Genomic DNA, 15,612 nt, shown 5'->3' on the forward strand with positions numbered 1-15,612 from the left:
TGTAAATACTTCCTGTATAAAATATTAAAGGCACTGCATCTAAGCAATTTTTTTGCGGTGCTTATATTCATAATTGAAATTTTTGTTTTTAAAATTATGCGCTTGTACTCTTTGAATTTTGTAAATTTGAAATTTATTATTAAATAAATTTATCATTATAATGAGTGAAGAACTTATTAAACGAGGTCTACAAAAAAACGGATTAAAATTTGGAAATTATGAGTATTACAATATCGGTGATACAAATATAAATAGTTTGAGAGCATATGATATTATTCCAAATAAACCGTATTCTGATGAAGTCCTTAGAAAAAAACCTGATGGAATATTAGTTGACAGATCAAATAAATCAAATATTCAAGTTTTAGTTGTGGTAGAGCATAAACAACCTTCAGAATTTGATACTCAAATAAAAAAAGAGGTTGCGATAAAACAATGTATCGAAAACTATTGTAAGCCATTAAAGGCTAAAATTGGGATTGTTACTGATGGAACAGATTATATTTGGCTAAATCCACAATTAAAAAATAATAAATTCGATATTATTCTTCGGGAAGACGACTATCCATTGCATAATCCCTTTTTATATGGTGATAGTGAAGAAATAGAACATTCTTTAGAAATTGTAAAAATGGTTTTGTCAGAAATCAATTCTACAAATTCTAAATTAATAAAGAGGAAACTGCTTAATCCATCAGAATTAGCTGACAAAGTGTGGCAAACCATATGGTTGGCAAGTGGAGAGAATCCAGATGTTTGCCTAGCTACATTTGTTGAAATATTCATTTTTAAATTTATAAGTGATCTAAATGTATTAACTGAAAATGAAAATGGGCTTGGAGTAAGTTTTAATGAAACTTTATCTAAGGATAGGGATAAGTGTTTAAGGTTTTATTTTAATTATGTTAGGCCTCATATAAAATTAATATTTCCTGCCAGTGAAACTGATGGAACATCAATAATTAATGGAACAGTCCTGAATCCGGAAATTGAAGAGCATAATATATTATTTCATTCAATTTTGAGGGAATTTGATAATTTTGGTGAGTTAACACATATTGAGCCTGAGTTCAAATCACGACTTTATGAACATTTTTTGAAGAAAAGTATTAGCCAAAAAAACTGGGGCCAATTTTTTACACCAAGAAATATTGTCAAATCCATGGTTGAGTTAAGTGATATAGAAAATCTAACTGATGGTGCAAAAGTACATGATCCTGCTTGTGGTGTAGGAGGTTTTATTTTGGAGCCAATTTTAACAAAACGACAAAGAGATTTTAGATTTTCAAATGGAGAGCTTAAATCTAAAATTATATATACTGGTCACGATAGAGATTCTAAAACAATAATTTTGGCGAAAGCTAATATGCTTTTACATTTAAATGAGCTTGTTAGTAGAAATTCTGGCAGTCCACAAGAATTTGCTAAATTATTTAATAAAACATTTAGGTCTCTTCATTCCTCATTATTAGGCTCTTTGTCTGAAATTGAAATTGACAAATACGATCTGATCCTTACAAATCCACCATTTGTTGTTACTGGTACAAGCAAATTTAAAGAATTTATTTTTGATAATGGAACGTTAAAAAACTATTATAAAATAAATGCTATAGGTGTTGAAGGATTATTTTTAGAAAAAATTATAAGATCTACTAAACCTGGAGGTAAAATTTTAACGATAGTTCCTGATGGAATTTTAAACCGTGTATCAGACAAAAAAATCAGAGAGTTTATAAAAAAAGAATGCTTAATTGATGCTATTATTTCACTTCCTGAAAATGCTTTTTATACGACTCCTAAAAAGACATACATACTTGCTTTAACAAAAAAAGTGGATAATACTATTGAGCAGAATACTCCAATTTATTCATATATGGTTACAAAAACTGGAGAAACGCTTGATACTAATAGGTTTTTAGATGAAAATGATTTACCTGAAATGGTTAAATATTTCAAATATTTTAAAGCAGATAGATTTTCTTTTGAGCCTCCAAATCTTAAGTGTAAAGTTTGGGATTTTTCTTTGTTTCAATCTGATACTCATTGGAGTATTGATAGATGGTGGACGGAAGAAGAGAGAATTGAATTAGGATTATCTGAAAGTATGAATGTAACTACAATATCAGATTTTACAATAAGATTAGAGAATGAAAAAATGTTGCTCACTCAAGATATAGAAGAACTGAATAATTTGAAAAAAATCTTACCTAAACCAGATCATGTTGAATCTATTAGTTTTAGTAATAAATTATATTTTGAATTATTTATTGGTAAAAGAATTTTAAAAAAACATTTAATATTAAACAATGGAGATATTCCTGTTTATAGTGCTAATGTTAAGACGCCATGGGGATATTTAGAAACTTCTAATATTATTGATTTTAATTCAAATTATGTACTATGGGGGATAGATGGGAATTGGGAATTTAGTATAAAAAATAAAGGAGTCATGTTCAGGACTACCGACCATTGTGGAGCGATAAAGATATTAAATGAAAGTATTAATCCTGAATATCTTTATTATTCTTTAAACTGGATTAAAACGAAAAAAGGTTTAGATAGGGGATTGAGAGCAAGCTTGACCAATATGAACAAAATCGAAATTGATTTTCCTGTAAAAGTTGATGAGAATGGCATCCCAAAAACTCTTAAAATTAAAAGCAAAGGTAAAACAAAAAAAATATTTGATTTAGATTTTGAAATACAAGCTGAAATAGCTGCCTTTTATAAAACTTTTGAAGAAGTTAAAACAAGAATAAAAGAAAGAATGCAGCATATTTTAGATTTAGAAATTGAACCTTTGCAGTAATCAAAGATCTTCGGAGTTAGATTAGTAAAATAGTCCACAAAATAACCATCAAAATTAGAAGTTTGTAAATAAATTTGATGGCTACAACTTCATTTGACGGTTATGAGATAAATGATTATCTGATGAAGTTATTATTACAAAATGTGTATTCTATTCCTTAGATCTAGACTTTACTTCTAATATACTTTTTAATTTTTCATACGTGCCTTACCCCTTTATCCAAAATTTCAGAATAATGTTGGGCTGTTTTTAATATTTTATGACCTAACATTTTGCTTACGCTTATAACAGAATCAAAAGACAATAATATTCCAAGATTTTAAGAAATGATAATTAAATCTAATTGATTTAGTCCGTTAGCTGAATATCTATGAAGAGATAGAATTAAATACTATGATATAAAATAATTGAAATTTAAGTCAGTCAGTCAGATTTGTTTGGAAAAGCAAAAAAATGTATATTAGTGTTAGTTAGAACAAAACGCTCTTACAAACTTATTTAAAAAAGTGACCTATTCGTTGACCTATAAAATAAGAGAACAGTATAAAGCCGATAGAGAGGGCTTTTCTTAAAAAGATACAAATTCCTCACTGATAGCTATAAATCAAAATTACAATTAATAAAAATGCTGTAAATTATATTTTTACAGCATTTTTTAAGTTCAAAACTTAAACAGTATTTAGCAATTTGCAGTTAATATATTTTTTAAGACACTCATGTCTTCACTCACTTTTTTATCCAAAATTTTAGCATAATGTTGAGTTGTCTTAATGCTTTTATGTCCTAGCATTTTACTTACACTTTCTATAGAAACATTGTTTCCTAAAGTTACTGTTGTTGCAAAAGTATGACGGGCAACATGAAAAGTTAGCTTTTTATTGATCTCACAATTCTCGGCAATTGTTTTTAGATACTCATTGACCTTTTGGTTAGTATACATAGGCAGCAGCTTCTCCGAATTTGCAGTTAAGGGATGGTTTTCATATTTTCTAAGTATTTCCTCAGCTATAGGAAGTAGGGGGATATTCGATGCGATTCTTGTCTTTTGCCTGTGTGTCATGATCCATAAATTACCATCTATTCCTTTAGAGATATTGTCTTTTGTCAGATTATTGATATCAATATAAGCCACTCCGGTATAACAGCTAAAAATGAAAATATCCCGGACTAAATTCAATCCCTGGCCAACAAAGTCTTTATCCCGGATAGTTTTTATTTCCTCTTCTGTTAGGAAGTTTGCAGTAACCTCATTGAATTTTCCTTTGTAGTATATTACTAAATCTTTTTCAATCCAATTGTTATGATAACATATTTTCAGAATCTTTGCTAAGTTTTTGGTATGTTTAACTGTAGAATTATTATTACATTTTGCTATCGTTCTAAGAAAAAAGTCAAAATCATTAAGAAATGTAGGTTCTATTTTTTTGATATTGATGTCCGACTTTTTATGGAAGTTCCATAGAAAGTGCTTTAGATGGGCTAAACAGGTTTTATAATTTTTCAGAGTAGCCAATGCATATTCTTTTCCAATAAGCTTTTCCATTCTGTTATTGTGTTCTTGAAAAATAGGAATTAAATAACGTTCAGTATCCTGTTTTCCTATTAAAAGATTCTTGACATCCGTTGCATCAAAGGATTCACCCGATAAGACAAGATTTCTTTCGATTCCGAGGATCCTTGATAGTAAAACGTCAAAATACTTGTTAATCGTGCGGGCCTCCTCAGAATTGCCTTTTAAGCGGCTCACTTCTGAATTCCATTTAGAAGCATCTACCATTTTCCCTGTGGAGAACTCTGAACGTTTTCCATTAACAGTAATTCGTAAGTAAACGGGAACTTGTAAATTATTTTTTGCTTTAGACCTCTTAGCATAGAACAATACTGAAATTTTAGTTTTCATATTAATAACTTTAAAGGTTGAAATTAATGTCCGGTGACCCATTAATCAAGATGTTCGATTATTGAACAGCTTTACTGATGGGGCTTTTGAAGAAATTCGGTTACCTAAAAAATTAATATGCTCAGGTAACCGAAAAGGTCACCTCCAATTTGAGAGAAAATGGTTTATTTTGATATACCATTTAAAAAAGAAACCCCTCAAATCATACAATTTGAGGGGTTTTGTTAGAAATTGTCTCATTTCTTGTGGTTTCTCCAGGAATCGAACCAGGGACACATGGATTTTCAATCCATTGCTCTACCAACTGAGCTAAGAAACCATTATATTTTGTTGGCTTACTTCGTTGTTTTAAAGTGATGCAAAAGTAGTAAGTTTTCCTATATGAAGCAAGTATTAACCGTACTTTTTTAAAATAAAAATAAAACCTACTGATTTTCAGCTGAATTATTTTCCTGTTCCTTTCTGATGTGGTCACTCATCTCCTCCAATACAGGCTTTATCGTACTTTCCGGAAGATCACTGATTCGGATATACATCAATCCGTCAATGGCATCGTTAAAGTTTGGATCCACGTTAAAAGCAATCACTTTCGCATTCTGTTTAATATATTTTTTGATCAGGACAGGTAACCTTAGCTCAGGTTCAAGGTCATCAATAATCTTGTCAAGCTTATTCAAATCAGATTCCATTTCCTCAAAGAAAATATTTTTATCCCGGTCACGAAGCTTTACCTTGTATTCATTTCTCGGCGTGATATATTGTGCAACTGCTGAATCAAAGTAGTTTGAACGCATGAATTCAATCATCAGAGATTTTGAAAACTCAGAAAACTTATTGGAAATACTTACACCGCCCATCAAAAACTTATGGTCGGAATTTCTTAAACATACATGAACGATTCCTCTCCACAAAAGGAAAAGAGGAAGCGGCTTTTGCTGATATTCTTCACAGATGTAAGCACGGCCCATTTCGATCACTTTTTTGAAGAATGGATGGATATCCTGCTCAAACTCAAATAAAGAGCTTGTATAGAATCCTTTGATACCATATTTCTTCATAACCTCTTTCCCCAAAGCCATTCTGTAGGCTCCTGCAAGCTTCTCCGCACTGCTGTCCCAAAGGAAAAGATGATGATAGTGTTTATCATATTCGTCAAGGTCAAACGGTAAATTGCTCCCTTCGCCCACAGCACGGAAAGTAAGTTCTCTCTGACGGCCGATCTCCCTCATCACAGAAGGAATTTCCTCGTAAGTCGTGAAATAGATCTCGTAATTTCCGTTACTGAACAGCATTTTTTCTGTCCCTTTCAGGCGGTTGATGTCTTTCAGGATATCTTCCTTAGGAGTTTCATCAATGATATTCTGGACAATATTCTCTTCCCTTAACAGCGGGAATTTTAACGTTAGGTTTTTAAGATTGATGCTTTGGGCCAATGATTTTCTCTTTTCGTAGTAAGATTTCATCATATATACCTTACGCTTCAGGAATTCACCCAGCTCTTCAATGGTTTCCATTTCATCCATTGCCTTTACAGTGATGGGCTTTCCTATCCTGATTCTGATCGGTTTTTCCCTGTCATTCATCATTTCCGCAGGAAGCATCAGCGTTTGTAAACTTGGATGAAGCTTTGCAACCTGATAAAAAAGGCGGCTGTTTTTAGCGTGGAAATACAAGGGAACTACCGGTACTTTAGCCATTCTGATCAGCTTAAGGGCAGGCTTTTCCCAGTCTCTGTCAAGAATTTCTCCATAAGGATTGTTCTTATTAGATACTTCTCCTGCCGGAAAGATCCCCACGCAGCCTCCATTCTGAAGATGTTTCAGGGTTTCACGCATTCCCGAAGTGCTGCTGTAAGCTTCCTTTCTGTTTTCAAAAGGATTTACAGAAATCACATACGGTTCCATGGGTTTAATTTTTTCCAGAAGGAAATTCCCCATTACTTTGAAATCCGGACGCACTTCTGAAAGGATTTTACACATTAAAATTCCGTCAATAGCACCCAGAGGATGGTTTGAGACCAGAATAAACGGTCCGGTTTTCGGAACTTTTGCCAGATCTTCTTCAAAAGCCACATAGCTTAAGTTCCTTTCTCTTACAAATGAGTCGAAAAAATCTTTGCCTTCCTTATCTTTTAATTTGTCGTATAATCTATTAACTTCATTTATTTTGGCAATACTCATCACGGCCGATGCGACCGGGTTTTTCAGGAACCCAATTTTGCTTAAGCCGGAAGCTGTGATAAGATCGTTTTTCGAAATTAAACTCATATGTGTTTAGTCGCAGTTAAAATTATTGTGTTACCATTTGAACCGTATTTTTGGAAATCTGTTCCAATAATACATTTTTTTCCTGGTAAAATTTGTCAATATGATCCATCTTCGCATTTCTTACTGTGAATAAAGATACATTTTTAACCGCTTTGGTTTTAAATATTTTTTGAAGTTCTTCATTAAGCTCATCCACCTGATTGAATTTGTCTTCCAGGCACAAAGCCAATGAAATAGCAGAATTCTGCATAAGGGATACCTTGATTTTATATTTAGAGAGATATCCGAAAATAAGACTCATATGGTCTTCCGCAATGAATGAGAAATCTCTTGTTGAGATCTTTAACAGAATCTGATTCTCTTTTAAGATATAAGATTCTTCATGTTGGTTTTTATCCGAAGCTCCAACTTTAGTTCCTCCTTTGGTAGGATCTACGAAAGATTTTACATAAAAAGGAATGTTTTTTTGCTGCAGAGGCTGCAATGTTTTCGGGTGAATGACACTTGCTCCGTAATAAGCCATTTCAATGGCCTCCTCATAAGAAATATTGGAAAGAAGAGAAACATCGCTGAATTTCCTTGGATCCCCAGTCATTACTCCCGGAACATCTTTCCAGATCGTCATGGCATCAGCATTCAGGCAATACGCAAAAATAGCAGCAGAGTAGTCAGAGCCCTCCCTTCCTAAAGTTACCGTAAAATTATTGTCGTCAGAACCAATGAATCCCTGCGTTACATAGCAGATATCCGTATTTAAAGTTGAAATAAATTCTTCTGTTTTTGCCCAATCTACCATACCCTCCCTGTAAGAACTGTCTGTTTTGATATAATCTCTGGCATCCAGCCATTGATTCGTAAACTGAATTTCATTCAGGTATTCACTCAGAATTTTTGTAGAGATCATTTCCCCGCAGCTTACGACCTGGTCATAGACAAAGCTGTAATTAGGCGATTTGTTTCGTCTTAAGAAAGAATCAATATCATCAAAAAATATATTGATCTCAGTAAAAACTACATGGTTTTCAGGAAACAGACCTTCCGCAATCTCGATGTGTTTTTGTTTTATCTTTTCAATCTCAGTTTGATAGTTATCCTTCTTGAAATAAAGTTCTACAACCTTTTCCAATTCATTTGTCGTTTTGCCCATTGCTGAAATAACCAGCAGACATTTGGCAAATCCCTGACTTTGTAAAACCATGGATACATTTTTTACACTCTCGGCATCTTTTACAGATGCTCCACCAAACTTGAAAATTTTCATTAATTTGTTAAAAATAAAATTGTTAGATTAAAAATTACATGAGTTTTTTACGGAGGTCAAAATTATAAATTTACAACGAGATATGAAAGTTTCTGGCGGCTGGATAGAATTAAGATTTAATTAAAATTGAGACTTGATGAATATTATCAGAATTTTGTTGATTTATTGTCATCAAATGGGGATTAATTACGCAATGATAATTTTAGGTCTATACCATTGTTGGTTCTGTATGGTGTTGAAAAACAACTGTTAAGGTCTTTTCTAATAAAAGCTTTCTTTCTCCGATAAATTTTCCGAAATTTGGGGAAAACGTAAAAAGAAAAATATGTCAAATCAACCATTACAGACTTTAGGAGAATTTCTTATAGATAAACAGGACGATTTTCAATATTCTACAGGTGAATTTTCCCGTCTACTGAGCGCCATAAGATTGGCTTCAAAAGTGGTAAACAGAGAAGTAAACAAAGCCGGAATCGTAGATATAACAGGAGCTGCCGGTAACCAGAATATTCAGGGCGAAGAACAACAGAAACTTGATGTGATTGCCAATGAAATTTTTATTACGGCTTTGTCTCAGAGAGAGGTTGTTTGTGGTATTGCTTCGGAGGAAAATGATGATTTTATTGACATTAAATGTGGTGAAAACGGCCACCTGAGTAAATATGTCGTGCTGATTGATCCTTTGGACGGATCATCCAATATTGATGTGAATGTTTCTGTCGGAACTATTTTCTCTATTTACAGAAGAGTAACAGAACCCGGAACTCCGGTCCAGCTGGAAGATTTTCTTCAGAAAGGAATCAACCAGATTGCAGCAGGATATGTAATCTACGGTTCTTCTACCATGATCGTTTATACGACCGGAAATGGTGTAAACGGATTTACTCTGGATCCTTCATTGGGAACCTATTATCTTTCTCATCCTAATATGACATTTCCTACCAATGGAAAGATTTATTCCATCAACGAAGGTAACTATATCAAATTCCCTCAAGGTGTGAAAAACTATCTTAAATATTGTCAGATGGAAGAAGGAGACCGTCCTTATACTTCAAGATATATCGGTTCTTTGGTAGCAGATTTCCACAGAAATATGCTGAAAGGAGGAATTTATATTTATCCTTCCTATTCCCAGGCTCCGAACGGAAAATTAAGATTGCTGTACGAATGTAATCCTATGGCATTCCTTGCTGAACAGGCTGGAGGAAAAGCTACTGACGGATTCAGAAGAATTCTGGAGGTAGAACCTACAGAGCTGCATCAGAGAATTCCGTTTTTCTGCGGAAGTATTCAGATGGTGGAAAAAGCAGAGGAATTCATGCGGATTGACAGTGTAAAATAATGAAAGCAAAATATTTCAGATATTTATTGGAATTTAAACGCCCGAGCGGAACGTCTCGCGGCGTTTTGTATGAAAAAGAGACCTTTATTCTCGAGGTTGGAGACAACGGAAGAAAAGGAACAGGGGAGTGTGCAATATTTCGGGGATTGAGTTTTGATGACAGGCCGGATTATGAAGAAAAACTCCAATGGCTTTGTGAAAATATTGATCGTGGCTACCTATACTTAAAAGAAGAACTGAAAGAGTTTCCGTCTATATGGTTCGGATATGAGCAGGCAGTTTTGAATCTGAAATACGGAGAGAATCTGTATTTTCCAAGTGAATTTACCGAAGGGAAATCTGCTATCGTGATCAATGGATTGATCTGGATGGGAAACATTCTGTATATGGAGGAACAAATCCGGGAAAAGCTTGAAAAAGGATTTCATTGTATCAAATTGAAGATTGGTGTTGACTGGGAATCTGAGCACAAAATCCTTCAGAAGTTAAGAGAAAAATTCTCAAAAGATGCGTTGGAGCTTCGGGTAGATGCTAATGGCGGATTTAGTAAGGAAGAAGCAAAGATTGTTTTACAGCAGCTTTCAGATCTTCATATTCATTCTATTGAGCAGCCAATCAAGGCTGGAAACTGGAGTGATATGGCCTCATTGTGTGCCGGAGCTCCTACGCCGATTGCTTTGGATGAAGAACTGATTGGAATTACTGATCCTGCCGAAAAGAAAAAGCTTTTAGAAAGCATTAAGCCTCAGTATATTATTTTAAAACCTGCTCTGGTCGGAGGTTTTTCAGGCTCAGATGAATGGATCTCTCTTGCAGAAGAGCAGAATATCGGCTGGTGGATCACGTCTGCTCTTGAAAGTAATATAGGACTGAATGCTATTGCTCAGTATACATTCACGAAAAAAAATCCGATGCCGCAAGGTTTGGGCACCGGATCTCTATTTGTAAATAATTTTGAATCTAGTTTAGAACTGAACAACGAGTTGCTCTGGTTCAAAGACACGCAAAATTAATTAAAGCTCTGGGCAGATAGGGTTGTACATATGCTCTTCATCCCAGGATGTGCAGCATCTTCTTTTTGTATCCCAGTTATTACAACCAAGTGGAACTATGCCTCCTTTAATAACTTTTAATTCTGATTTTTTAAGTTTTTTCATAATAAGATTTTAATTGAGTTGATAAAGTAAATATCAACTTATTTTTCTTATTATGCAATACTTTACCGAAATTAATATAGATTTATATCCATGTCAATTTTCCGTAAATATATATTATATTACGGATGGTGAAATTTCTTCAATAATTAAAGAAGATACAGACGTGAAAATGAGGCAAAAGTAGTGTTAGGGTCGATAAACTTTATTTTATGATCAGTACTCTTATTAAATCACGTCTTTTACAAAAATTGCTTCCTTTATATATCTTACTATATAAGAAAACTTGTTTTTAATTCTTTTCATGATAAAATATTTTTATTTCTCTTTGTAATGAAATTTACAATCTTTATGCCAATGTCGGTATTGGAACGAAGTTTAACATATAGTTCATTTTATGGGATTTTTTTAATTAATCATTAAGGAATAATTGTGAAAATATTTTCGTTATTTTTTGATCGCCCTGTGATTAAATTTCTGTCAATTCCATATAAATTCTGAAAAATATCTTTTTGAACCATTGAACTGGAAAGATATCCCCAATGGTTTCCTATTTCATATTTAAAACTGTTCAGGATATCATCCTCTACAAAAGTACAGTCGATGATAGAAACAATATCTTTCAGTTTTTCAATATCGCTGGGGCCATTCTTGCCTAATCTGGGGGTCAGAATATTTTTAGTAAATTGTGAAATCCCCAATACCGTGTCTTTTCTGTTGAGATAAATAGAAATACGGTTGGCCAGCAGCGGAAGTTTGCTATATGAATCTTCAGAGTCTTCGAAGACTTTATAGGATACATCAGCATTTAAAAGCAAAACCTGATCGATAACGCGGAGGATATTTTCTTTTTTAAGGCTGTAAAGCATACTTTGAAGCACCCTGTTTCCAAGAGAATGGGCCATCAGGTGAATTCTTTGATTACACGGAGCCAGGTCGCGGGTTGAAAAAATATCTTTTAAAAATTGGGTGTAAAAATAGAACAACCGCATAAGCGATGATCCTGAATTAATACTTGATGCCTTGTCATCAAAATAAGTCAGAGGAACAATACTGCTTGAAGCAGGCCAGCTCACAAAAAGGATATGCTCTACAGGGGATGCCGGATTATCGATAAACAGCTTTTTAAGATCGATAATTGCCTTTAATTCATCATCAAAATCGTATGCATACCCATGAATAAAAATCAGTACATCGCTTCTTTCTTTTGTAGAAGACATATTCTTATATAATTCATAGAACATTCTTTGGGTTCCGCCTAGATTATTGGCTGTCCGTGAGGAACTTTTAATGCCTTTTTCATTCCGTAAAACTTCCAGGACATCTTCATAGCCCTGCTTTTCGGGCTCAGAAAATAATTTGTAATTTAAGATGTTACGGTTGGTATAATCTTTCTTCTTTTTGGGTGCAGTAGGCTCTTTGTAGGTGTCAAAATCACATTTTGCGATCCTGAAATTGGGAATAGAATATTCATCATTGGAAAATGAATCTGCTTTTTCGCCTTTGTGACGGACGATCTTACGATTGCTTAGGATATAAACAGCCATAGTGGGTAAATTTTGTAATTGGTCTTATTTCTATCTAAGTTAGCTATAAATAATGAATTTATTAGTCTTTCAGCATTTAGATTATCATTTCCATAAGCCCTAAATTTTCCGTAACTTTGTCAAACTTTTTTTGCATACAATAAAAGCTAATTTAAATGGAAGAAGAAAAAAAATCACTCAATTTTATTGAGCAAATTATTGAAGATGATATGGCAAACGGTCTGAAAAAAGAACAGATCCGTTTCCGTTTTCCGCCTGAACCTAATGGATACCTGCATATTGGCCATACAAAAGCCATCTGCATCAACTTTGGACTGGGCGAAAAATACAATGCTCCCGTAAACCTTCGTTTCGACGATACGAACCCTGAGAAAGAAGAGCAGGAATTCGTGGATTCTATCAAAAAAGATGTGGAATGGTTAGGTTACAAATGGGATAAAGAACTGTATGCATCCGACTACTTCCAGCAGCTTTACGAATGGGCCGTACAGATGATTAAAGACGGAAAAGCTTATGTAGATGAGCAGCCTTCTGAAGTGATCACGGAGCAGAGAAAGAATCCTGCAGAGCCGGGAATAGAGTCGCCGTACAGAAACCGTCCGGTAGAAGAATCTCTTGACCTGTTTGAAAGAATGAAGAACGGAGAATTTGAGGAAGGTTCTATGTCTCTTCGTGCGCAGATCGATATGGTGTCCCCAAACATGAATTTACGTGATCCTGTGATGTACAGAATCCTGAAAAGACCTCACCACAGAACAGGTACAGCATGGAAAATCTATCCGATGTACGACTGGGCACACGGAGAATCTGATTATCTGGAACAGGTGTCACACTCATTGTGTTCATTAGAATTTGAAAATCACAGACCGCTTTATAACTGGTATCTTGAGCAGGTATACGACGAATCTAAAATAGCACCTAAGCAAAGAGAATTCGCAAGAATGAATGTCTCTTATATGATCACTTCTAAAAGAAAGCTTCAAAGGCTGGTTGCTGAAAAAGCAGTGACAGGTTGGGATGATCCGAGAATGCCTACTATTTCCGGAATGAGAAGAAAAGGTTTCACGCCGGCATCAATCAAAAATTTCATTGAAAAAGTAGGGGTGGCCAAAAGAGAAAACCTGATCGAAATTCAGTTGCTTGATTTCTGTGTACGTGAAGACCTGAACAAGGTGGCAAAACGTGTGATGGCAGTTGTAGATCCGGTTAAGCTAGTTATTGAAAATTATCCTGAAGGTAAGGAAGAATGGCTTGAAACTGAAAATAATCCTGAACAGGAAAATGCAGGGACAAGAGAAGTTCCTTTCTCCAGAGAATTATATATCGAAAGAGAAGATTTTAAAGAAGAGGCTAATAATAAGTTTTTCAGACTAAAATTGGGCGGGGAAGTTCGTCTGAAATCAGCCTATATTATCAAAGCGGAAAGAGTTGAGAAGGATGAAAACGGAGAGATCACTACGATCTATGCAAGCTATGATGAAAAGAGCAAATCCGGAAGTGGTACCGAAGAAAGCTTGAGAAAAGTAAAAGGGACACTTCACTGGGTATCTGCTACTCATGCAATCCCGGTAGATGTAAGAATTTACGAAAAACTATTTACCGTAGAGCAACCTGATGCAGAGAAGGATGTAGATTTCCTGAACTTCATCAATCCTGAATCGGTAACAACCATTAAAGGATTTGCTGAGCCAAGTTTAAAAGATGTTGCTGTGGGAGAGCCACTTCAGTTCCAGAGAATCGGGTATTTTACAAAAGACCGTGATTCTACGGATTCTAATTTAGTATTTAACCGTACGGTAACATTGAAGGATTCATTCAAACCGGAATAATCTTACAAGGATTAATATAAAAGCAGGACCTTCAACAAGTCCTGCTTTTTTGTTTTTAATTGGTTAAATCAAACAGAACCTTAAAGATCATTTCTATTAATTCCTGTCAGTGTATTTTCTTGCCTCTATCAATATGATTGATAAAAAAAAGTGCCTTTTAAAAGGCATTCTTGGCCAATTTGCCTATTTTTGCATCTCACTCGAATTTCTCCCCATAAAATAATAATATTGTGAAATTAATTAGCATATATACGGGTTCTTTTAAAGGACTCTCAGAAGAAAGCTGGATGCTGGCGCTGGTCATGCTCATCAATCGTGCAGGTTCTATGGTGCTTCCGTTTTTGGGAGTGTATATGACGGGGCATCTTCATTTCAGCATTGAAAATTCAGGGATTATTTTGAGCTTCTTCGGGTTAGGTTCCGTATTGGGCTCATGGCTGGGAGGATTAATTACCGATAAAATCGGAGAATACCGTGTCCAGAGTCTGAGCCTTCTTTTGAGTGTCCCGTTATTCTGCCTGATTCCGCTGTTTAAAACGGAAGTCGGCTTGGCTGCCATTATTCTGATCCAGAGTATCGTAAGCGAGACTTTCCGTCCTGCCAACTCGGTAGCTATTACTAAATATGCTAAACCTCAAAATATCACGAGAGCTTTCTCACTGAATCGGATGGCTGTTAACCTTGGGTTTTCTATAGGGCCGGCATTAGGTGGAATACTATCTGCCATATCTTATGAATTTTTATTTTTCAGTAATGCCCTGGCCGCACTGCTGGCCGGTTTGATGTATATCCGGTTCTTCGGAAAACGTAATAAGCTGGCCTCATTGAAGCCGAAAAAAGTAAAACAAGCCATCGCCGTTAAAAAAGAAAATTCTCCATACCGCGACGGAAAATTTCTGCTTTACAGTTTCTTCTGTATGCTGTTCGCCATTTGTTTTTTTCAGTTATTCAGTACACTGACTATTTTTTATAAGGATACCGCGCATTTAAGCCAGCAGAGTATCGGTTATATTCTAGGCTATAGCGGTTTCCTGATTGTACTCCTGGAGATGGGCTTTGTACAGATCGCAGAAAAATATTTCAACCTTGCCTTTACTTTGTTCATAGGAACTGTATTATGTGGGGTTTCTTATGCAATGTTAGCCTTTGACCATTCCATTCTTACCCTTGTTGTTTCCATGACCTTGCTGTGTATTGGCGAGATTTGGACGCTTCCGTTTATATCTACCATAACCGCACTGCGGTCCGGCGAAAACAACAAAGGGGCTTATATGGGAATGAACGGAATATCGGTGGCCTTAGCCTTTATCATTACTCCTTACGTGGGGACCATGACTGCAGATAAACTGGGCTTCAATACCTTGTGGATAGGAACCGGAGTATTGACTGTGGGTATTGCTGCCGGGTTTTATTTTGTGATTCCCTGGATGCTTAAGAAAAGAGAGATTAAAAGCTAAATATCATTTGATTTTACATTACACATAAAATTACAATAAAAACTTT

The 15,612-nt window shown here is 34.9% G+C and carries 10 protein-coding genes and 1 tRNA gene; 5 read left to right on the forward strand and 6 right to left on the reverse strand.

What is annotated here, in order from left to right; genetic code table 11:
- Window positions 1–160: 160 nt before the first annotated feature.
- The gene (locus tag DRF61_RS20770; protein ID WP_111960682.1) at window positions 161–2,809 is read left to right on the forward strand and encodes an N-6 DNA methylase; all 2,649 of its coding nucleotides are present in this window, start codon (window positions 161–163) and stop codon (window positions 2,807–2,809) included.
- Window positions 2,810–3,488: 679 nt separating this feature from the next.
- Here DRF61_RS20770 and DRF61_RS20775 read toward each other — a convergent pair.
- The 4 genes from DRF61_RS20775 to DRF61_RS20790 form a co-directional block, all read right to left on the reverse strand.
- A complete protein-coding gene (locus DRF61_RS20775; RefSeq protein ID WP_111960684.1) occupies window positions 3,489–4,709 on the reverse strand; it encodes a site-specific integrase in 1,221 nt (406 codons plus the stop codon).
- Window positions 4,710–4,955: 246 nt separating this feature from the next.
- A tRNA-Phe gene (locus DRF61_RS20780) sits at window positions 4,956–5,028 on the reverse strand.
- A gap of 106 nt (window positions 5,029–5,134) precedes the next feature.
- Entirely contained in the window at window positions 5,135–6,976 is a 1,842-nt protein-coding gene (locus DRF61_RS20785) for a lysophospholipid acyltransferase family protein (RefSeq protein ID WP_111960686.1), read from the reverse strand.
- A gap of 22 nt (window positions 6,977–6,998) precedes the next feature.
- Window positions 6,999–8,237 (reverse strand): aspartate kinase, encoded by a 1,239-nt coding sequence (locus DRF61_RS20790; RefSeq protein ID WP_111960688.1) that lies wholly within the window; start codon window positions 8,235–8,237, stop codon window positions 6,999–7,001.
- A 325-nt stretch (window positions 8,238–8,562) separates the two neighbouring features.
- Here DRF61_RS20790 and fbp point away from each other — a divergent pair, with 325 nt between their 5' ends.
- Window positions 8,563–9,579 (forward strand): class 1 fructose-bisphosphatase, encoded by a 1,017-nt coding sequence (gene fbp, locus DRF61_RS20795; RefSeq protein WP_040998657.1) that lies wholly within the window; start codon window positions 8,563–8,565, stop codon window positions 9,577–9,579.
- Entirely contained in the window at window positions 9,579–10,592 is a 1,014-nt protein-coding gene (locus tag DRF61_RS20800) for an o-succinylbenzoate synthase (RefSeq protein WP_111960690.1), read from the forward strand. Before fbp ends, DRF61_RS20800 begins: the two co-directional genes overlap by 1 nt.
- Here DRF61_RS20800 and DRF61_RS22825 read toward each other — a convergent pair whose 3' ends face one another.
- Together DRF61_RS22825 and DRF61_RS20805 are read right to left on the reverse strand one after the other, a co-directional pair.
- Window positions 10,593–10,736: a hypothetical protein gene (locus tag DRF61_RS22825; RefSeq protein WP_167409453.1), complete on the reverse strand. Its 144-nt coding sequence runs from the start codon at window positions 10,734–10,736 to the stop codon at window positions 10,593–10,595. It lies immediately after the preceding gene.
- 416 nt (window positions 10,737–11,152) lie between these two features.
- A complete protein-coding gene (locus DRF61_RS20805) occupies window positions 11,153–12,280 on the reverse strand; it encodes an alpha/beta hydrolase (RefSeq protein WP_111960692.1) in 1,128 nt (375 codons plus the stop codon).
- A gap of 155 nt (window positions 12,281–12,435) precedes the next feature.
- Between DRF61_RS20805 and DRF61_RS20810 the strand changes: the two genes are divergently transcribed.
- Window positions 12,436–14,109 (forward strand): glutamine--tRNA ligase/YqeY domain fusion protein, encoded by a 1,674-nt coding sequence (locus tag DRF61_RS20810; protein WP_111960694.1) that lies wholly within the window; start codon window positions 12,436–12,438, stop codon window positions 14,107–14,109.
- Window positions 14,110–14,396: 287 nt separating this feature from the next.
- Window positions 14,397–15,566, forward strand: coding sequence for an MFS transporter (locus DRF61_RS20815; protein WP_111960696.1), 1,170 nt, complete (start codon window positions 14,397–14,399; stop codon window positions 15,564–15,566).
- Window positions 15,567–15,612 lie beyond the last annotated feature (46 nt).

The organism is Chryseobacterium lathyri (assembly GCF_003290185.1).
Taxonomy (GTDB): Bacteria; Bacteroidota; Bacteroidia; order Flavobacteriales; family Weeksellaceae; genus Chryseobacterium; species Chryseobacterium lathyri.

Excerpts from the sequence above, each read along its gene's own strand:
- DRF61_RS20770 (WP_111960682.1), top strand. The coding sequence starts at position 161 with ATGAGTGAAGAACTTATTAAACGAGGTCTACAAAAAAACGGATTAAAA.
- DRF61_RS20775 (WP_111960684.1), bottom strand. The coding sequence starts at position 4,709 with ATGAAAACTAAAATTTCAGTATTGTTCTATGCTAAGAGGTCTAAAGCA.
- DRF61_RS20785 (WP_111960686.1), bottom strand. The coding sequence starts at position 6,976 with ATGAGTTTAATTTCGAAAAACGATCTTATCACAGCTTCCGGCTTAAGC.
- DRF61_RS20790 (WP_111960688.1), bottom strand. The coding sequence starts at position 8,237 with ATGAAAATTTTCAAGTTTGGTGGAGCATCTGTAAAAGATGCCGAGAGT.
- fbp (WP_040998657.1), top strand. The coding sequence starts at position 8,563 with ATGTCAAATCAACCATTACAGACTTTAGGAGAATTTCTTATAGATAAA.
- DRF61_RS20800 (WP_111960690.1), top strand. The coding sequence starts at position 9,579 with ATGAAAGCAAAATATTTCAGATATTTATTGGAATTTAAACGCCCGAGC.
- DRF61_RS22825 (WP_167409453.1), bottom strand. The coding sequence starts at position 10,736 with ATGAAAAAACTTAAAAAATCAGAATTAAAAGTTATTAAAGGAGGCATA.
- DRF61_RS20805 (WP_111960692.1), bottom strand. The coding sequence starts at position 12,280 with ATGGCTGTTTATATCCTAAGCAATCGTAAGATCGTCCGTCACAAAGGC.
- DRF61_RS20810 (WP_111960694.1), top strand. The coding sequence starts at position 12,436 with ATGGAAGAAGAAAAAAAATCACTCAATTTTATTGAGCAAATTATTGAA.
- DRF61_RS20815 (WP_111960696.1), top strand. The coding sequence starts at position 14,397 with ATGCTGGCGCTGGTCATGCTCATCAATCGTGCAGGTTCTATGGTGCTT.